Genomic DNA, 16,718 nt, shown 5'->3' with positions numbered 1-16,718 from the left:
GAAAAAGAAAGCCCGCCAGCAAGCACTCTTGCGGCGGGCTTTTCTTCGGCCGCAGCCTGGCCTTCAGTTGCGGCGACGCGCGGCCGGCTCCACGGTCTTGACACCGCCGAGCACGGCCTCGATGTGCTCGGACCAGGCGCGCGCGATCTTGAAGCAGCCGCTGTGGTTGAGGTGGATCTCGTTGTGCCAGTCGCCGCTGCTGCCGCTGGTGCCCGGTGTGGCCGGGGCCAGGGGCACGGTGGTCGAGTCGAAGACATGCAGGCCCGGGAACTGCTCCTTGTCGGCCGCCATGCTCTTGAGCAGCTGGGCCAGGTGGAAGACCATCAGGCGGCTGACCGCGGCCCAATCGGCGCTGGGCAGGGCATAGGCCTTGAGAGCCGGGTAGAGCCAGGGGCCGGATGCCCCCAGGCCGCCGTCGTCGGCGCCGGCCGGGCGCGGCATGGGCACGGCGTAGCAATGCATAAAGACCGGCTTGCCGGCCGAGGGGCCCTGGTCGCGCAGGGTCAGCAGATGGCGGACATTGGTGCGCAGGTAATCGCTGTAGGTCTGCCAGCCGGGTTCCGAGAAGTAACGGGCCACGCCAGCGGAGGGCGCGCCCCATTCGGTCTGATGACGGATCAGGCGCAGGTGCAGGGGCACATCCTGGCCGTCGGCGCCGTGGGCCGGGGTCTGGGCCGCCGAGATCAGGTCATTGCCGCCCACCGAGAGCAGCACGCCGTCCCAGGCCAGGGCCGCTTCGCCGCTCAGCAGGCCGACGAAATCGGCCGCAGACTCCAGGTCCACCATATGGCTGAGCGCCTCGCCCGAGCCGGCGCAGTTGACGGCGCAGACCGGGGCCTTGAAGACCATCTCTTGCAGCAGATTGGCATGGGCGTTGAGCTTGGCGGCCGAGTTCGAGAACCAGGAATCGCCTTGGGCCAGCAGGCGCCAGCGGTAGCTTGTCAGGTCAGGCGCCGGGGTGGACAGCAGGTCCCCCGGCTTGAAGCAGGCCAGATGATCCAAGGAAGACTCTCCCTTTTTTACAAAGCTCAGCGTTGCAGATGGGCGGGCGGCCGGCCGGGCGGGCAGCACCCTCGGGTTTGCAGCGATTGAAAGCCAGGCGGCCCTATTTCGCCATGCTATAAACCCTGGGCATTGTTGGCCGGCCGACCCGATCGAGGCCAGTGTTTTCAAGCGCTTTCCCGGCCTTTTTTTGCCGCCCTGTTGCGGCCGACCAACCGCTTGCGGCCGCCGGCTGCAAGCGCTTCCCCCATCCCTTGGCTTTCCTGGTCCGGCTGCCGCTGCGCGGCGCTTGGCTTGCTCCGCTCATGCCTGTTCTCGCCCTGATGTTCAATGCCCTGGTCTGGGGCCTGTCTTGGTGGCCCTTCCGCCAGTTCCAAGCCGCCGGTCTGCACCCGCTCTGGACCACGGTCGCGCTCTACCTGCTGTCGCTCGTGGTGGTGTCGCTGAGCGACCGCCGCGCCTGGGCCGAGTTTCTGCGCACGCCCTCGCTCTGGCTGGTGATGCTGGCAGCCGGCCTGACCAACACCGCCTTCAACTGGGGCGTCGCCCTGGGTGATGTGTTGAGGGTGGTACTGCTCTTTTATTTGATGCCGCTGTGGGCGGTGCTGCTGGCGCGCTTCATCCTGGGCGAACGCCTGACCGGCCTGGCTCTGCTGCGCATGGCCCTGGCCTTGGGCGGCGCGGCCTTTGTGCTGGCGCCCGAGGGTGGCGGCCTGCCCTGGCCGGCCAGTCTGGCCGATGGTCTGGGCTTGTTCGGCGGCTTCTGCTTTGCACTGAACAATGTGATGTTGCGCCGCGAAGCCGGGCGCAGCGCCCATGCCCGCGCCTTGGCCATGTTCAGCGGCGGTGTGTTTGTGGCCGGCGGCGCGGCCATCCTCATGGCCGGGGGCGGCCTGATCACCTGGCCGGCTTTGCCTCACGCCGGCTGGCTCTGGCCCTTACTGGCCATGGCAGTGCTGTTCTTCTTTTCCAATCTGTCCCTGCAGTACGGCGCCGGGCGCCTGCCGGCCAATGTCACCGCCATCGTCATGCTGATCGAGGTGCCCGTGGCTGCCTTGTCAGCGCTCTGGCTAGGTGGCGGGCAGTTGGACCTCAAGACCGCGGTCGGCGGCGCCTGCATCCTGGCGGCGGCCTTGCTCTCGGCGCTGGAGCGGCCGCGCCCGGCTACTATAGAAACTTGATTTCATCGAGAGGATCTGCGCCATGGCCCAAAGCGTCTATGACTTCCAGGCGGTCTCCATTGCCGGCGCGCCGGCCGATCTGGCCAGCCAGCGCGGCAAGGTGCTGCTGATCGTCAACACCGCCAGCGCCTGCGGCTTCACGCCGCAGTTCGAGGGCCTGGAAGCACTCTGGAAGCGCTACGGTGAGCAGGGCTTGGTGGTGGTCGGCTTCCCCAGCAATGAGTTCGGCGGCCAGGACCCGGGCGAGAACAGCGAGATCGCCTCCTTCTGCCAGCTGAACTACGGCGTCAGCTTCCCGATGATGGCCAAGGTCAAGGTCAACGGCGCCGACGCCCACCCGCTCTGGCAATGGCTGAAGTCCGAGAAGCCGGGCCTGCTGGGCACCGAGGGCATCAAGTGGAACTTCACCAAGTTTCTGGTTGGCCGCGATGGCCAGGTGCTCAAGCGTTATGCGCCCAACGACGCGCCTGAGAAAATGAGCGCCGATATCGAGGCGGCCCTCAAAGGCTGAGTCCGGCCTGCTCCCGCAGGCGTCGCCGGATGCGCGACAGCGCCACATCGGTGATGCCCAGATAGCTGGCCAGCTGGCGCTGCTTGAGGCGCTGCGCCAGTTCCGGCTCCTCCGCCAGAAAGCGCCGGTAGCGCTGGCCGGCGTCCAGCATCAACCACTGCTGCTCGCGCGCCGTCAGGCGCTGGACCTGGGCACTCAGGCCTTGCCAGAGCAGCTCGGCCAGCCCCGGTTCTTCGGCCTGCCATTGCTGCAGCGCGGCGTAGGGCAGCACGCACAGGCGGCTGGTTTCCAGCGCTTCCAGGCTCACCGGGCTGGGCTGGGGCGGGTCGGGCAGGCCCAGCCATTGCTGCTCGGGATAAAAGGCGTGGTTGCGTTCGCGGCCGCTGGCGTCGAGGAAGCTGGCGCGCAGCAAACCTTGCTCCACCCACCAGAGCGCCGCCGGCGTTTCACCGGCGCGCAGCAAGACCTGACCCCGTTGCAGCGCCAAGCGGGGCAGGGCGGCCCAGCGCGCCAGACGCGCGGGCGACTGCTGCAGATAGGCCAGCAGGGCCGGGCCGCAAATCGGGCAGGTCGGGGCAGTTTCTAACTTGGGCATGAACCGAGGTTAATGCATGAGCGCGCTGCCGGCCCCAGCATGGCGGCATGAATCTGCGAACCTTGACTCAAGGCGCCCTGCGCCTGCTCCACGCCAGCAACTGGCCTCATTTGCTTTTGCTGGCGGCCTTGCCGGCTGCAGCCTGGGCGCTGCGCGGCTGGCCCCATGAGCAGACCCTTGCCCTGGTTGGCCTGGCCGCCCTGGCCTGGTTGATGCTGGCCGAACGCCTGTGGCCGCTGAGCCCGGACTGGCAAGCCCGCCGGCCCGAGCTGGCCCGAGACGCTGCCTTCTTGGGCCTCAATGCCGTGGTCGACAGCCTGAGCGCCTTCTTGCTGACCGCCCTGGTCTTGCGCTGGGCCCCCGGCCAGGCCGATTCGCCCGGCGCTTTGGCGACACTGCCGGCCGTCGTTGCTCTTCCTCTGGCCATCGCCATCGGCGAGCTGGGGCCTTTTGCCCTGCACCGTTGGGCCCATCGCCGTGAGGGGCTCTGGCGCTTTCATGCTTTGCACCACCAGCCCGCCAAGCTCAATGCTGCCAATGCGGTGCTGGCCCATCCGCTCAATGCCGCCTGGAACCAGGCAGCGCGGCTCTTGCCCTGGCTGCTGCTGGGCTTCAGCGCCGAGGTGATGTTGTGGGCGGCCCTGTTCATGCAAGTGCAAGGCCTGGCCGTGCATGCCAATCTGCGTGGCAGCCTGGGGCCGCTGAACTGCTTGATCGGCAGCGCCGAGCTGCATCGCTGGCACCACAGCGTGGTCGAAGCCGAGGCCCACAACTACGGCACCGCCATTCCCTTGTGGGACCAGCTCTTCGGCAGCTTTGTGTACCGCCCGGGCCGGGCACCGGCGCGCCTGGGTTTGTTTGCCAGCACGGCGCCACAGACCTGGTTGCCGGCTTGCTGCCGCGGCTAGCTCACGATGCGCAGATGCAGCTGGCCATAGCTGCAGCGCAGCCGGCCTTCGGCCTGCGCTTGCTGCAGCAGCTGGTTGACGGTCTGACGCGAGAGGTTGGCCACGGCGGCCAGCTCGGCCTGGGTAGCGCGCAGGGTCTGCCAGCCTTGGGCGTCGGGCGGGCCGGCTGCGCGGTCACGGCGCAGCTGGGCCAGGGCCAATGCAAAACGCTCGGGCGCGCTGCGGTGGCGCGAGGCCTCCAGCAGGCGCAAGGTGCCGTCGTAGCGGCGCGCAAACTCGGCCATCAGGGCGCGGGCAAAGCCGGGCCAGCGGTCCATCAGCATGGCATAGGCCGCCGGGTCGATCACCAGGACCTGGCTGCTCTGCGTGGCCAGGGTTTCATAGCTGGCGGCCTGGCCGGCCGCAAAGGCCGCCAGGCCGAACAGCCGCGGTGCCTGCACATGCTCCAGCACCGAGACCGTGCCGTCCAGGCCGGTGAAGCGCGCCTCGATCTCGCCCGCCACCAGGCCGTAGAAAGCCAAAGCCGGCTGACCCTGGGCGAACAGGGTGCGGCCGCGGGCCAGGCGGCGCAGGCTGACGCTGCCTTGCAGCACGGCCTCGGCCGGCATCAGCGCGCCGTCCAGCTCGGGGAAGTTGGCGCACATCAGGGCTTGCAAGGCGGCGTTGGCGCTGGTGGCTGGGGGCGGGCGGTCCATGGTGAAGGCAAAAGACGCGTCTTTGCATGAATGTCGGGTTCCCGACATTGTGCCGGGCGCCAGCCTCGTAAGCTGGGAGCCATGGATGACGACCTGACCCCTTCCACCGATCTGCAGCGCTGGGCCCGGCAGTACCGCCAGTTCGCCGCGCAGGAATGTCCGAACGACCCGCTTTATGTGGCCCTGTGCCAGATCGTGGCCGATTCACCCGAGCTGCTGGCCTTGATGGCCCATGTGCGGGCCCAGCAGCAGGCCCGGCCCAATCTGCTGCTGGCGGCCCTGCACGAGCGGGTGCTGGCCGGCGTGCCCCATGCGCTGGCGGCCTACTACCCCAGCGTCGGTGGCGAGCGTGCGCCCGACGCGGAACTGGCCGACGCCCTGCACCACTTTGTGCGGGCGGAGCGGCCGCGCCTGCTTGAGCATCTGCGCCTGCGCAGCACCCAGACCAATGAGATCGGCCGCTGCGCCGTGCTCTGGCCGGCGCTCAGCGCCATCGCCGCCCAGACGGGCAGGCAAGACCTGGCCCTGTTCGATTTCGGCTGCAGTGCCGGCCTCAATCTGGGCGTCGATGCTTACCGTTATGACTACGGCCACTTCCAGCTCGGCGCCCCGGCGGCACCCGATCGGCCGACCGTGGCCTGCCAGTGGCGCAGCGCCGCTGAGCCGCCGCGCAAGCCCTGGCGCCTGCAAGCCCGGCTTGGAGTGGATCTGGTGCCGGTCGATGTGCAGGATGAAGCGGCGGTGCGCTGGTTGCGTGCCTGCCTCTGGCCCCATGACAGCGCCCGGGCGCGTCGTCTGAACCAAGCCCTGGTGCAGGCGCGGGCAGCCCGCCACCCGGTGCAGCAGGCCGAACAGGGGCTGTTGCGCTTGGCCGAGTGGCTGGAGGCGCTGCCTGCCGACGCGCAGCCGGTGTTGTTCAACAGCTGGGTGCTGGCTTACTTCGACGCGCCGGCCCTGGCCGCCTACAGCGCCGAGGTCGAGGGCTTGATGCACCGCCACGGCTTGCTCTGGCTCAGCGCCGAAACCGCCGATCTACGTCCGGCCGGCCTGGCTCTGCCACTGGCCCCGGCGGGCGAGTCGGCCGACAGCGCCACGCTCTGGACCTTGCAATGGGCCGAACAGGGGCACTTGCGCCAGCGCGCTCTGGCCTGGTCTCATGCCCATGGCCATTGGCTGCACAGCCTCGATGGCATGAGCGGTGGGCAGCGCGTTTGAGCTCCGCCGCTGCTCACGCGTGGGGGCTGTCGCTGAATGACGATGCGCCCCTGGCCTGAGGAAGCCTGGGCGATTTAGAAGCTGTAGCCCTGGCGAGCGCTCTCATTGCCGCAACGATCAAGCGCCGACAGCACCAGACCGCTGAGCCCGGCGGCCGGCAGCACCAGTTCGAGGGCGCGGTCGCCGCTGGTGAAGGCCGTGGCCAGGAATTCCCAGTCGCCCTCGCGCTGCAGCCACAGGGCATAGCGCTGCAGACCTGCGCCGGTCTGCGGTGACAGGCGCAAGCGCAGCAGCCCGTCCAGCCCGCGCTCCAGAGCCAGCGTCGGCGGCGCGGCCGCCGCGGTTTTCAGCCAGGGCGTGGCAGGCACCAGGGCGGCTTGCGGGTAGCTGTGCCGGCGCAGCGCATCGGCCAGACCGCGGCGGTTCTGCGCCAGGGCCACCATGCTGAAGTGGGCATGGCCGCTGCCCGGGCGGCGTTCGCGCAGCAGCGCAATCTGCTGCACCAGTTCGTCCACCGGCCAGCTGTCGGCCTTTTCAGTCACCTTGCTGCTGAACAAGCCGGGCCAGACATGCCGGCCGAGCGGATTCTGGCCATGCCAGTAGTCCAGCAGGGGGCCGAAGGCTTGCGCCTTCTGTGCGATCGGCCAGTAGAGCTGGGGCACGAGGTAATCGACCCAGCCCTCGCTCAGCCAGCGTTCGACGTCGGCGTAGAGCTTGTCGTACTGGCTGAAGCCGGCAATGCCTTCGGGGCGCAGCGCCGGCTTGCCGATGCCGAAGGGGCTGATGCCGAAGCGAACTTCGGGGCGCAGCGCGCGCACGGTCTGTTGCAGGCGCTGAACCAGCTGGTCGACGTTCTGGCGCCGCCAGTCGTTGCGGCCCAGCGTGCCGCCGCCCTCGCGATAGCGGCTCCAGCTGGGCTCGTCCGGGAAGTCCAGCTCGCGGCCGCTGCTGTCATTGACCGGGTAGGGGTAGAAGTAATCGTCGAGATGCAGGCCGTCGATGTCGTAGCGGCGCAGCAGGTCCTCGACCACGGCCAGGGTGTGCTCGGCGGCGGCGGGCTCGCCAGGGTCGATCCAGAGCTGATCGCCATAACTCCTCACCCACTGCGGCTGGCTGCGGCTCAGGTGGCCAGCCGCCGGCGCGCTGGCGGCCTGGCTTTGGCGGGCGCGGAAGGGGTTCAGCCAAGCGTGCAACTCCAGGCCGCGCTGGTGCGCCTCGCTGATCCAGAAGGCCAGCGGGTCGTAGAAGGGCTCGGGTGCCTGGCCCTGGCGGCCACTCAGGTACTCGCTCCAGGGTTCCAGGCGCGAGTCATAGAGGGCGTCGGCCGCGGGCCGCACTTGCAGGATCACGGCGTTGAGCTTGAGCTGCTCCGCCAGGTCGAGCAGTGCCAGGGCTTCCGCTTGCTGCTGGGCCGTGCTCAGGCCTTTGCGGCTGGGCCAGTCGATATTGGCCACGGTCGCCACCCAGACGGCGCGGAACTCGCGCGGCGCCGCCGGCGCCAGGGCAGCCAGCTCGGGCGCGCTGCGCAGGCGCGGCGTGTCCTGGGTGCTGCCGCCTTGCAGCGGTGTGTCGGCGCAGCCGCCCAGGCTCAAGCCGAGGGCCGGGCTCAGGCCGCTGGCGAGGAGCAGACGTCGCCTCATGCTTCGATCTTCTTGCCGAAGTCGGCCGGGATCTTGAGCAGGGCCGCCATGGCGAAAGAGGGCAAGGTGGCCACCAGCACCCAGACGAAAAAGGCGGTGTAGCCGAGCTGGTCCTGCAGCCAGCCGCTCCACATGCCCGGCAACATCATGCCCAGGGCCATGAAGCCGGTGCAGATGGCGTAGTGGGCAGTCTTGTGCTCGCCCTCGGCCACCAGAATCATGTACATCAGGTAGGCGGTGAAGCCTAAGCCATAACCGAATTGTTCGACGGCCAGGGCGCCGCTGATCAGCCAGAGATTGGCGGGCAGCCACAGCGCCATGGCCAGGAAGGCGATGTTGGGCACATGCATGGCCAGCACCAGGGGCCAGAGCGCGCGCTTCAAGCCGAGGCGCGAGATCACCCAGCCGCCGACCAGGCCGCCCAGGGTCAGGGCTGTCAGGCCCACGGTGCCGTAGGCGATGCCGACCTGTTTGGTGCTCAGGCCCAGGCCGCCCTGGGCCGGCGGGTCGAGCAGAAAAGGCGTGGCCAGCTTGAGCAGCTGGGCCTCGGGAAAGCGGTAGAGCAGCAGGAAGCCGAGGATCACCCAGATGCCCGGCTTCTGGAAAAACAGCGCAAAGACGCGCAGGAATTCGGGCAGCAGCTGGCCTGGCTGGATGCCGGACGGTCGGTCGCTGGCCGGGCGCGGCAGGCTGAACAGGCTGTGCCACAGAGCCAGCAGGCCGAACAAGGCCGCCACCACGCCAAACACCCAGGACCAGGCCGTGACCATGCTGCCGGTGCGCTCCTGCAACTCGCCGGCCAGATAGACCAAGCCGCCCTGGCCGCCGATATTGGCCAGGCGGTAGAAGGTGGAACGGACGCCGACGAAAGCCGCCTGGCTGCGCTGCGGCAGGGCCAGCATGTAAAAGCCGTCGGCGGCGATGTCGTGCGAGGCGGAGGCGAATGCCATCAGCCAGAACAGGGCCAGCGTCATCTGCAGTGCCCGCTCGCCCGGGATCGTCAGCGCCACGCCGGCCAGGGCCGCGCCGATCAGAAACTGCATGGCGCTGATCCAGCGCCGCTTGGTGCCCAGCAGCTCCACCAGAGGCGACCACAGAGGCTTGATCACCCAGGGCAGGTAGAGCCAGCTGGTGTAGAGCGCGATGTCCGTGTTGTTGAAGCCCAGGTTCTTGTACATGACCACCGACAGCGTCATCACCACCACATAGGGCAGGCCCTGGGCGAAGTAGAGCGAAGGGATCCAGAGCCAGGGCTGGCGGGAGCGGGGCAGGTCGTGCGAACGAGGGGCGGTCATGCGGGCGGCAGGCAAGGGCAGGCAATCCAGGGGCAGCGGGGCTGGGGCAGGCGCGCTGAGCTCAGCCCCAACCGGCCAACTCAGTGCGCGCCGCCCATTATCTTGGTCGCCGGCCAGCCCCTTGCGTGCCGGTGCTGCAGACAAACCCTCGTGGGCGCGATGCGCCTTCGCTTTTCGGCACTGAACCGTCTTTCGCAAAGAGGTTTCAGCACGCAGAGCTCGCTGAGGACCGCAGAGGACGCTGAGACCAAAAAAGCCTGCTCTCTTCTCTGCGACCTCTGCGGTCCTCCGCGCGCTCTGCGCTCGTATTCCAATTCCAGCGAACGACCGATCGGTGCCGCAACCGGCCCGTCATCTTCCAGACCTTGAGCCGCCGAAAAAAACTTGATGCCGTCTGTAAGGCCGAGGCCACTGCGGCGACTCACACCAGGACAGCGTGATCTGTCGAGCTTGTTTCCCTCCAACTTTGTCCCTTGACCTTCACCAGGAGTTCCTATGAACCACAGCACCCTCAAGACCGGCCTGAGCATCGCCACCGCCGCCGCAGCTCTGTTCGCCACCACCGCCTTCAGCGGCGCCGCACAGGCGGCCGACGACGGCATGGTCAAGTGTTCCGGCATCAACAGCTGCAAGGGCAGCTCGGAGTGCAAGACCGCCAAGAGCGAATGCAAGGGCCACAACAGCTGCAAGGGCCAAGGCTGGGTTTCGAAGAAGACCGCCGAGGAATGCAAGACGGCCGGTGGCAAGGTGCTGAAGTAAGCCGGCCCCAAGTCAACTCAAGATCGACCGGAGCCCTGCCATGCCTGTTCCATTGACTCGATCGCAGGGCCCGGCCGGGGCTTCAGCTCCCATCCAAGGCTTCGGTCTGGGCTTGCGCAGCGAACACTACGCGGCGCTGTCCCAGCCTTTGCCCGCCGGTCGCCGGCCCGATTGGCTGGAAATCATTTCCGAGAACTACATGGTGCCCGGCGGCCCTCCGCTGCAGCACCTGGACCGCCTGCGGCGCGACTACCCCATGGTCATGCACGGCGTGTCCCTGTCCATCGGCAGCAGTGACGCGCTGAACCGGGCCTATCTGCGCGAGCTCAAGGCCCTGGCCGACTGCGTGCAGCCCGCCTGGGTGTCCGACCATTTGTGCTGGACTGGCGTGGATCACCAGCAACTGCACGATCTGCTGCCCATGCCCTACACCGAGGCGGCACTGCAGCATCTGCTGCCGCGTGTGGCCGAGGTCCAGGATGTCCTGCAGCGCCCCTTGCTGCTGGAGAACGTGTCCAGCTATGTTTGTTTTGCCGGCGACGAGATGAGCGAGGCCGAGTTCGTGGCCGAGCTCTTGCGGCGCAGCGGCTGCGGCCTGCTGCTGGACGTCAACAATGTTTACGTCTCCAGCCGCAACCATGGCTTCGACGCTCACGCCTACATCGACCTCATGCCGGCCGCGCAGGTGCGGCAGATCCATCTTGCCGGCCATGAGCAGCGCGATGGGCTGCTGGTCGACACCCACGATCAACCGGTCAGCGAAGCGGTCTGGCAGCTCTATGCCTACACCGTGCAGCGCCTGGGTGCGCGTCCGACCATGATCGAACGTGATGACCAGATCCCGGCCCTGGATGTCTTGCTTGATGAGCTGGACCAAGCCCGGCGACGCAGCGATCAGGCCCTGGCGCCCACCCGGGAAGCGGCATGATGAAGATGGTGAACACGAGCCCGCCCTTGGCGGCCCTGGCTGCCCAGCAACGTGCCTTGCAAGCCGCCGTGCGCGGGCAGCTTGGCGCGGGCCATGGCCTGTTGCGCGAGCCCGGCGCGGCTCAGGGCCTGGCGGTGTACCAGGATGCCTATCAGGCCCGTCTGCTGGCCGCTCTGCGCGACAACTATCTGGTCCTGCACCGGGCCCTCGGCGACGAGGATTTCCAGGCCCTGGGCCTGGCCTATCTGCATGCCCATCCGCCGCGCACGCCGTCCTTGCGTTGGTGGGGCGATCGCCTGGGTGACTTCATGGCTGGCCAGCTGGCCGGGCCGCCTGAGGGTCTGCCGGCATCGCCTTCGTCCTGGGGTCAGGTCTTGCCCCATGCGGCCCTGGTCGACCTGGCCCGCATGGACTGGGCCTTGCGCATGGCGTTTGACGCTGCCGACAGCCCGGCCCTGGGCCGAGAGGCCCTGCAGGCACTGGCGCCCCAGGACTGGCCCGGCCTGCGTCTGCGCCTGCGGCCCGGCGTGCAATTGCTGAACCTGGACTGGGCGGTGGCGCCGGCCTGGCGCCGCTTGCGCGCGGAGGAGCCCGTAGGCGAGGCCACCTTGGCTGCGCCCGATCCGCTGACCCATGTCTGCCTGATCTGGCGCCCGGCATTGGAAACCCGCTGGCGTTCGCTGCCGCCGCTGGAAGGGCGCTTGCTCCAGGCCCTGGCTGCTGGTCGTGTCTTTGGCGACCTTTGCGAGCAAGCCGCCCTGGAGCTTGGGTGTGAGGCCGCTGCTGCGCCGGCGGTGGTTGGCATGCTGCAGGCCTGGTTGGCCGATCAGCTGCTCCTGCCCCTGGAAGAACCGAGCGCCTGAGCGCTCACAAGCGCGCGTCGTAGCTGATGCTTTGTCGGGCGGCACGCTCGCCGCGCACCGTCGTGTAGCGCGACAAGGTGCTGGCGGTGCTGCCCAAGCGGAAGACTCGCCAGCTCACATCGATCTCGCAGCTCTGCACGGGCGACAGATTAGGCGTGGTCTTGTCCAGGCTGCGGCTGTGCTCGTTGAGCGCCAAATCCAGATCCAGGGTGTTGATGCGTACCCAGGGCGCGCCGGCCTGGTTTTCGATCAGAAAGGGCAGGCTGACCGCGTCGCTCATACCGCCCGAGAAGCTGCTGCCGTCGGCGCGCTTGCAGCGCAGATTGCTGCGGTTGTCCACCGAGCTGCCGGCCTCCTGGCCGAGCTGCACCATCAGCTTGCCGGCGCTGCGGCCCAGGTTCACCGGCCCTATGGGAGAGAGCACGCTGAAGCTTTTCGGCAGGGTGACGCTGTTGACATGCTGCTCGCCCCGGCGTTCCAGAATGATGCTGATGCTCGGTTGTGCCAGGCTCGTCGGAAGCTGGCCGGTATAGCTGCTGCCGCGGCCGTCGCTGTCGCGCAGCTCGATGCGCTGGCTGTCGGTCTGGGCATAGAGGCGGTCGGCGCCGGTCAGACGGATGCGCGTCAGCAGATTGGCGCTCTGGCCGACGCTGACGCTGACATTCAGCAGACCATCCTGGCCCAGAATGGTGGCGCGCGGGCTCAGGGCGTCCGACTGGATGAGTTCGGAGTCCTTGCAATTGAAGACGGCGCAGTCGACCTTTTCCTCGACATCCACAAACGGGCTGCCACCGCAGCCGGCTTGCAGGACCAGGGCGCTGGCCAAGGCCAGGGCGGTGACGGCGCCGTGCAGGCCATGGGCCCGCCAACTTGTGCTTGTGTCGTTTGGCTTCATGGGGTTCCTCGTGCCCGTCCACGCGGGCTTCTGTTTGACTTGTCTGGATGGGCCTGGCCTCGTTGCCGGTCCTGCCCTCACTCTTGGGTGCCGGCGCACTGTGGCATGGTCGCCGGGGCTGCGCCATCCCCCTTGGGGCTTGGATGGGCGAGCGCCGTCGGAGTCGTGCGAGATGCGCCCGAGCGGCGCGTTTGCCGAGCCTCACCTTGGTCCACAATCCCCTGGCCCCCCAGCATATTGGCCCTGAAGCGAAAGGCGTCTGCCCATGAGCATTGCCAGCCAGCCCCTGCAGCTCTGGTCTGCGTCCGAATTGATTGCGGCCTATGCCAGCAAGCAGCTGTCGCCGGTCGAGGTGACGCGTGCCGTGCTGGCGCAGATCGAGCGGCGCGAACCCGCGCTCCATGCGCTCTATGCCCTTGATGCCGAGGCTGCGTTGGCGCAGGCCCGGGTCAGCGAGGCACGCTGGCTGCGCGGTGAACCCTTATGCCCGCCGGGCCTGGACCCGGCCTGCACCCTGGACGGCGTGCCGCTCACGCTCAAGGAAAACATCGCCACGCGTGGCACGCCCATGCCCTTGGGCTGCGCCGCTTCCCTGTTGAGCCCGGCGCCGGCGGACGCGCCGCCGGCTGCTCGCCTGCGCGAGACCGGTACCGTGCTGCTGGCCAAGACCACCATGCCTGACTACGGCATGCTGAGCTCGGGCCTGTCCAGCTTCCATGCCCTGTGCCGCAATCCCTGGGACCTGAGCAAGAACCCGGGTGGGTCCAGCGCCGGTGCGGCGGCCGCTGCGGCGGCGGGTTATGGGCCGCTTCATGTTGGCACCGACATCGGCGGCTCCCTGCGCCTGCCGGCCGGCTGGTGCGGCATCTTCACGCTCAAACCCAGCCTGGGCCGAATTCCGATCCAACCCGCCTATGCCGGCCGGGTGGCCGGGCCGATGACGCGCACGGTCGCGGATGCGGCGCGCATGATGGCCCATCTGAGCCGGCCCGACTGGCGCGATGCCAGCAGCCTGCCCGCGCTTGCGCAGGACTGGCTGGCCTTGCGCCGCGAGCTCAAGGGCTTGCGCTTGGGGCTTTTGCTTGATGCCGGCTGGGGCACACCGGCCAGCGCCGAGATGCGCGCAGCCGTGGTGGCCGCGGCGAGCCTGTTCGAGCAGGCCGGTGCGCATGTCGAGCCCTTGGCCCCGTTCTGCCACCGCGCCATGATTGACGGCCTGGACAAGTTCTGGCGCATGCGCTCCTGGCTTGATTACCGCGCCTTGCCGCCCGAACGCCAGGCTTTGGTCTTGCCCTACATCAGGGCCTGGGTCGAGGGCGCGGCCGGCATGGCGGCGGACGAGCTGTTCCAGGGTTACAGCCAGATGCAGGCCTTGCGCGAGGCGGCCGTGGCGGCCTGCCAGCCCTTCGACTATGTGCTCAGCCCGGTCAGCCCCGAGACGGCTTTTGCTGCCGAACAAGCCAGTCCGCTCAATGACCCGGCGCGGCCCTTCGAGCACATCGCCTTCACCTTGCCCTACAACATGAGTGAGCAGCCGGCGGCCAGCATCAACGGCGGCTACAGCGCGGCCGGCTTGCCGATCGGCTTGCAGATCATTGGCCGACGTTTTGATGACCTGGGTGTGCTGCAAGTCTGTGCCGAGTTCGAGCGCCTGCGCGGCCCGCAGCGACCCTGGCCAGTGCTTTGAAGGAGCAGAGCGATGTATGAGCTGTATGGCAGCCAGGGTTCCGGTTCGGCCGCTGTAGAGGCGGCCCTGTGCATTGCGGGGCTGGAGCATCGCTTGATCGAGGCCGCCAGCTGGCGACCAGGGCCCGGCCTGGAGGAATTGGGTCGCATCAATCCCCTGCGCCAGATCCCGACCCTGCGCCTGCCGGGCGGCCAGGTCATCAGCGAAAGCGCCGCCATCCTGATGCATCTGGGCCTGGATGCCGCGCCGGATTCCGGCCTGCTGCCGCGCGAGCCGGGGCCACGCGCCCAGGCCCTGAGCGGCCTGGTCTTCCTGGCTGCCAACTGCTATGCCGCCATCGGCGTGATCGACTACCCGCAGCGCTGGTGTGCCGAGGCCGAGCAGGACGAGGCCGTGCAGGAGCGCATCCGTCGCGGCACGCGGGCACGGCTGCACCAGCTCTGGGAGCTGTTTGCCGACCAGTACGGCGGCGCTTGCCTGGGCCCGGGCCGCTGCAGCGCCCTGGCCTTGCTGGCCACGGTGGTGTCGAAATGGTCGGGCAGCCGCGCGCATCTGCAGCAGCAGAGGCCCGAGTTTCATGCCGGCTTGTTGGCCACCGAGGACGCGCCGGCCGTGCGCGCTGTGTTTCAGCGTCACTGGCCGGCCGCTTAGTACCCAAGGAGAGGCCGGCCGCGGGGGTGCCGAAAGCCAGGGGTATCCGTGCTTGCTTTGACATCTGGCCTGGTCCATCATGGCGCGCCGCCGGCCGCTCCAGGTGCCGGTGCGAACGACTCAAATCAACGGATGGAGTGATGCAAGCATGAATACAAAAGCCTATGGCGCGGAGTTTCTGGGTACCTTCTGGCTGGTGCTCGGCGGTTGCGGCAGTGCCGTTCTGGCCGCGGCCTTTCCCGGCGTGGGCATCGGCCTGCATGGCGTGTCCCTGGCCTTCGGCCTGACCGTGCTGACCATGGCCTATGCCGTCGGTCACATCTCGGGCGGCCACTTCAACCCGGCGGTGTCGGTGGGCCTCTGGGCCGGCGGCCGTTTCCCGGCCAGCCAGCTGCTACCCTACATCGTGTCCCAGGTGCTCGGTGGCTTGGCCGCCGGCGGCGTGCTCTATCTGATTGCCAGCGGCAAGGCCGGCTTTGACCTGGCCGGCGGCTTTGCCTCCAATGGTTTCGGCGAGCACTCGCCGGGCCAGTACTCGCTGCAGGCCGCCTTGTTGACCGAGGTGGTGATGACGGCCTTCTTCCTGATCGTCATCCTCGGTGCCACCGACGGCCGCGCCCCGGCCGGCTTCGCGCCCATCGCCATCGGCCTGGCTCTGACCCTGATCCACCTGATCAGCATCCCCGTCACCAACACCTCGGTCAACCCGGCGCGCAGCACCGGCGTGGCCTTGTATGTGGGTGGCTGGGCGATTGAGCAGCTGTGGCTGTTCTGGGTGGCGCCCATTGTCGGTGCCGTGCTCGGTGCCGTGGCCTATCGGGCCGTCGGCAGCGCCCCCGCCAAGGCCTGAGAGGGTTAGAGCTTTTTACTGCGCGGCCGCCATACGTCGTTGGCCGAACGCTCGGAATCCTCACGTACATAGAGTACGTTCCGGTTCCTGCGCTCCGCCCGACTCGGCCAGAGGCCGAGTCCTTCGCCCGGACTGATCCAGTCCTCAGGACTGGATCAGTCCGGGCTCAGTCTAGTCTGACGGCCGCTCGCTACAAAAGTTCTCACCCTCTGAGTCTCGGTTCTGGCGGCCGGCGACGGGGCTTTTCCCGCGCCGGCGGGTCGGCGGCGGTGGTAGATTCTGCGCTCCACCGACGCATCGAGCTTTTCCCTGCGGTCTGACAAGGCCAGGCCGGGGAAGGGCGGAGAACTCACCATGCCTTTTGAAGTGCCGGATCTGCTGGGTCCCTATTTGCTGCCGCTGCTGATCGCCGTGCCCCTGGCCATCGTGGTCTTCATCATCAGCGTGCGCCGCGGTGACGACCAGATCCCCCCGGCCGGCCACAACACCGTGCAGCCACCGCTGCCGGAAGGCTATGCGCCGGTGAACCGCGTGGCGGCTGCGCCACAGGCCGCGGCGCCCATCGCGGTCGCCCAGGCAGCGGCCGGCCCGGTGCCGCTGCTGGTGGTTGACGATTCGGCCGTGGCGCGTGCCAAGCTGTCCCGCTTGTTCGAAGGCGCTGGCTACCAGGTGACCGTGGCCAAGGATGGCCTGGAAGCTCTGCAATGCCTGGCAGAGCGGCGCTTTGCCGTCTTGATCACCGATCTGGAAATGCCCAACAAGGACGGCTTCGAGCTGATCGCCGATGTCCAGGGCAGCCTGGCGACCGAGGACCTGCCCATCATCGCCATCACCGGCCACGACGAGATGCAGGCGCGAGTGCACCAGGTGCAAGGCCTCTACGGCATCTTCAAGAAGCCCTGGAACGACCGCGAGCTGCTCAAGCGCGTGGAAACCCTGGCCAGCCTGCGCCCGCGCTAGGAATCCGCCGGGCCCACCCTCCGGGTAGGCCTGCATGGCCGCGGCCGCGGCCCACCGGGATAATCCGCCCCACAACAACATGA

General features: G+C 68.2%; 17 protein-coding genes. 11 read left to right on the top strand and 6 right to left on the bottom strand.

The window, feature by feature from the left end; all coding sequences use genetic code 11:
• Window positions 1-63: 63 nt before the first annotated feature.
• Complete coding sequence (locus tag LNV28_RS13075; protein WP_263517982.1) at window positions 64-1,002, bottom strand: hypothetical protein; 939 nt, start codon at window positions 1,000-1,002, stop codon at window positions 64-66.
• Between the two features lie 305 nt (window positions 1,003-1,307).
• On the opposite strand from LNV28_RS13075, the gene LNV28_RS13070 reads away from it, so the two are divergent.
• Complete coding sequence (locus LNV28_RS13070; protein WP_263517981.1) at window positions 1,308-2,183, top strand: DMT family transporter; 876 nt, start codon at window positions 1,308-1,310, stop codon at window positions 2,181-2,183.
• A gap of 22 nt (window positions 2,184-2,205) precedes the next feature.
• Complete coding sequence (locus tag LNV28_RS13065; protein WP_263517980.1) at window positions 2,206-2,694, top strand: glutathione peroxidase; 489 nt, start codon at window positions 2,206-2,208, stop codon at window positions 2,692-2,694.
• Here the strand turns inward: LNV28_RS13065 and LNV28_RS13060 are convergent.
• Entirely contained in the window at window positions 2,684-3,289 is a 606-nt protein-coding gene (locus LNV28_RS13060) for a Crp/Fnr family transcriptional regulator (RefSeq protein ID WP_263517979.1), read from the bottom strand. The genes LNV28_RS13065 and LNV28_RS13060 overlap by 11 nt on opposite strands.
• Before the next feature lie 47 nt (window positions 3,290-3,336).
• On the opposite strand from LNV28_RS13060, the gene LNV28_RS13055 reads away from it, so the two are divergent.
• Window positions 3,337-4,197, top strand: a complete 861-nt coding sequence (locus LNV28_RS13055) for a sterol desaturase family protein (protein ID WP_263517978.1) — start codon at window positions 3,337-3,339, stop codon at window positions 4,195-4,197.
• On the opposite strand, the gene LNV28_RS13050 is transcribed toward LNV28_RS13055, so the two are convergent.
• On the bottom strand, window positions 4,194-4,892 hold the full coding sequence (locus tag LNV28_RS13050) for a Crp/Fnr family transcriptional regulator (protein WP_263517977.1): 699 nt from the start codon (window positions 4,890-4,892) through the stop codon (window positions 4,194-4,196). The two genes, LNV28_RS13055 and LNV28_RS13050, sit on opposite strands and share 4 nt — an antisense overlap.
• A gap of 81 nt (window positions 4,893-4,973) precedes the next feature.
• On the opposite strand from LNV28_RS13050, the gene LNV28_RS13045 reads away from it, so the two are divergent.
• Window positions 4,974-6,107, top strand: a complete 1,134-nt coding sequence (locus tag LNV28_RS13045; protein ID WP_263517976.1) for a DUF2332 domain-containing protein — start codon at window positions 4,974-4,976, stop codon at window positions 6,105-6,107.
• A gap of 74 nt (window positions 6,108-6,181) precedes the next feature.
• On the opposite strand, the gene LNV28_RS13040 is transcribed toward LNV28_RS13045, so the two are convergent.
• On the bottom strand, window positions 6,182-7,747 hold the full coding sequence (locus LNV28_RS13040) for a glycoside hydrolase family 10-like protein (protein WP_263517975.1): 1,566 nt from the start codon (window positions 7,745-7,747) through the stop codon (window positions 6,182-6,184).
• Entirely contained in the window at window positions 7,744-9,042 is a 1,299-nt protein-coding gene (locus LNV28_RS13035) for an AmpG family muropeptide MFS transporter (protein WP_263517974.1), read from the bottom strand. The genes LNV28_RS13040 and LNV28_RS13035 overlap by 4 nt, the downstream gene beginning before the upstream one ends.
• Before the next feature lie 495 nt (window positions 9,043-9,537).
• Here LNV28_RS13035 and bufA2 point away from each other — a divergent pair, with 495 nt between their 5' ends.
• The 3 genes from bufA2 to LNV28_RS13020 are packed head-to-tail and all read left to right on the top strand — an operon-like array spanning window position 9,538 to window position 11,592.
• Entirely contained in the window at window positions 9,538-9,801 is a 264-nt protein-coding gene (gene bufA2, locus LNV28_RS13030; protein ID WP_263517973.1) for a BufA2 family periplasmic bufferin-type metallophore, read from the top strand.
• Window positions 9,802-9,841: 40 nt separating this feature from the next.
• Window positions 9,842-10,729 (top strand): MNIO family bufferin maturase, encoded by an 888-nt coding sequence (gene bufB, locus LNV28_RS13025; RefSeq protein ID WP_263517972.1) that lies wholly within the window; start codon window positions 9,842-9,844, stop codon window positions 10,727-10,729.
• A complete protein-coding gene (locus LNV28_RS13020; RefSeq protein WP_263517971.1) occupies window positions 10,726-11,592 on the top strand; it encodes an HvfC/BufC N-terminal domain-containing protein in 867 nt (288 codons plus the stop codon). Before bufB ends, LNV28_RS13020 begins: the two co-directional genes overlap by 4 nt.
• 4 nt (window positions 11,593-11,596) lie before the next feature.
• On the opposite strand, the gene LNV28_RS13015 is transcribed toward LNV28_RS13020, so the two are convergent.
• Entirely contained in the window at window positions 11,597-12,487 is an 891-nt protein-coding gene (locus tag LNV28_RS13015; RefSeq protein WP_263517970.1) for a hypothetical protein, read from the bottom strand.
• Window positions 12,488-12,752: 265 nt separating this feature from the next.
• Between LNV28_RS13015 and LNV28_RS13010 the strand changes: the two genes are divergently transcribed.
• The 4 genes from LNV28_RS13010 to LNV28_RS12995 all read left to right on the top strand — a co-directional run bounded on the left by LNV28_RS13010 (window position 12,753) and on the right by LNV28_RS12995 (window position 16,635).
• Window positions 12,753-14,174: an amidase gene (locus tag LNV28_RS13010; RefSeq protein WP_263517969.1), complete on the top strand. Its 1,422-nt coding sequence runs from the start codon at window positions 12,753-12,755 to the stop codon at window positions 14,172-14,174.
• Window positions 14,175-14,186: 12 nt separating this feature from the next.
• Entirely contained in the window at window positions 14,187-14,825 is a 639-nt protein-coding gene (locus LNV28_RS13005) for a glutathione S-transferase (RefSeq protein ID WP_263517968.1), read from the top strand.
• A 148-nt stretch (window positions 14,826-14,973) separates the two neighbouring features.
• The gene (gene aqpZ, locus LNV28_RS13000; protein ID WP_263517967.1) at window positions 14,974-15,675 is read left to right on the top strand and encodes an aquaporin Z; all 702 of its coding nucleotides are present in this window, start codon (window positions 14,974-14,976) and stop codon (window positions 15,673-15,675) included.
• A gap of 354 nt (window positions 15,676-16,029) precedes the next feature.
• Window positions 16,030-16,635, top strand: coding sequence for a response regulator (locus LNV28_RS12995; RefSeq protein ID WP_263517966.1), 606 nt, complete (start codon window positions 16,030-16,032; stop codon window positions 16,633-16,635).
• The last annotated feature ends 83 nt before the right edge of the window (window positions 16,636-16,718 follow it).

Source organism: Paucibacter sp. DJ2R-2 (assembly GCF_025717675.1).
In the GTDB taxonomy this organism is placed as follows: domain Bacteria; phylum Pseudomonadota; class Gammaproteobacteria; order Burkholderiales; family Burkholderiaceae_C; genus Paucibacter_A.
Note: the sequence above shows the minus strand (reverse complement) of the source record. Positions and strands in the feature narration are given on the sequence as shown.

Bases quoted from the DNA above. Each gene is read 5' to 3' on its own strand.
- LNV28_RS13055 (WP_263517978.1), top strand. From the start codon at position 3,337: ATGAATCTGCGAACCTTGACTCAAGGCGCCCTGCGCCTGCTCCACGCC.
- LNV28_RS13005 (WP_263517968.1), top strand. From the start codon at position 14,187: ATGTATGAGCTGTATGGCAGCCAGGGTTCCGGTTCGGCCGCTGTAGAG.
- LNV28_RS13035 (WP_263517974.1), bottom strand. From the start codon at position 9,042: ATGACCGCCCCTCGTTCGCACGACCTGCCCCGCTCCCGCCAGCCCTGG.
- LNV28_RS12995 (WP_263517966.1), top strand. From the start codon at position 16,030: ATGCCTTTTGAAGTGCCGGATCTGCTGGGTCCCTATTTGCTGCCGCTG.
- LNV28_RS13015 (WP_263517970.1), bottom strand. From the start codon at position 12,487: ATGAAGCCAAACGACACAAGCACAAGTTGGCGGGCCCATGGCCTGCAC.
- LNV28_RS13050 (WP_263517977.1), bottom strand. From the start codon at position 4,892: ATGGACCGCCCGCCCCCAGCCACCAGCGCCAACGCCGCCTTGCAAGCC.
- LNV28_RS13060 (WP_263517979.1), bottom strand. From the start codon at position 3,289: ATGCCCAAGTTAGAAACTGCCCCGACCTGCCCGATTTGCGGCCCGGCC.
- aqpZ (WP_263517967.1), top strand. From the start codon at position 14,974: ATGAATACAAAAGCCTATGGCGCGGAGTTTCTGGGTACCTTCTGGCTG.
- LNV28_RS13040 (WP_263517975.1), bottom strand. From the start codon at position 7,747: ATGAGGCGACGTCTGCTCCTCGCCAGCGGCCTGAGCCCGGCCCTCGGC.
- LNV28_RS13070 (WP_263517981.1), top strand. From the start codon at position 1,308: ATGCCTGTTCTCGCCCTGATGTTCAATGCCCTGGTCTGGGGCCTGTCT.
- bufA2 (WP_263517973.1), top strand. From the start codon at position 9,538: ATGAACCACAGCACCCTCAAGACCGGCCTGAGCATCGCCACCGCCGCC.
- bufB (WP_263517972.1), top strand. From the start codon at position 9,842: ATGCCTGTTCCATTGACTCGATCGCAGGGCCCGGCCGGGGCTTCAGCT.
- LNV28_RS13045 (WP_263517976.1), top strand. From the start codon at position 4,974: ATGGATGACGACCTGACCCCTTCCACCGATCTGCAGCGCTGGGCCCGG.
- LNV28_RS13065 (WP_263517980.1), top strand. From the start codon at position 2,206: ATGGCCCAAAGCGTCTATGACTTCCAGGCGGTCTCCATTGCCGGCGCG.
- LNV28_RS13010 (WP_263517969.1), top strand. From the start codon at position 12,753: ATGAGCATTGCCAGCCAGCCCCTGCAGCTCTGGTCTGCGTCCGAATTG.
- LNV28_RS13020 (WP_263517971.1), top strand. From the start codon at position 10,726: ATGATGAAGATGGTGAACACGAGCCCGCCCTTGGCGGCCCTGGCTGCC.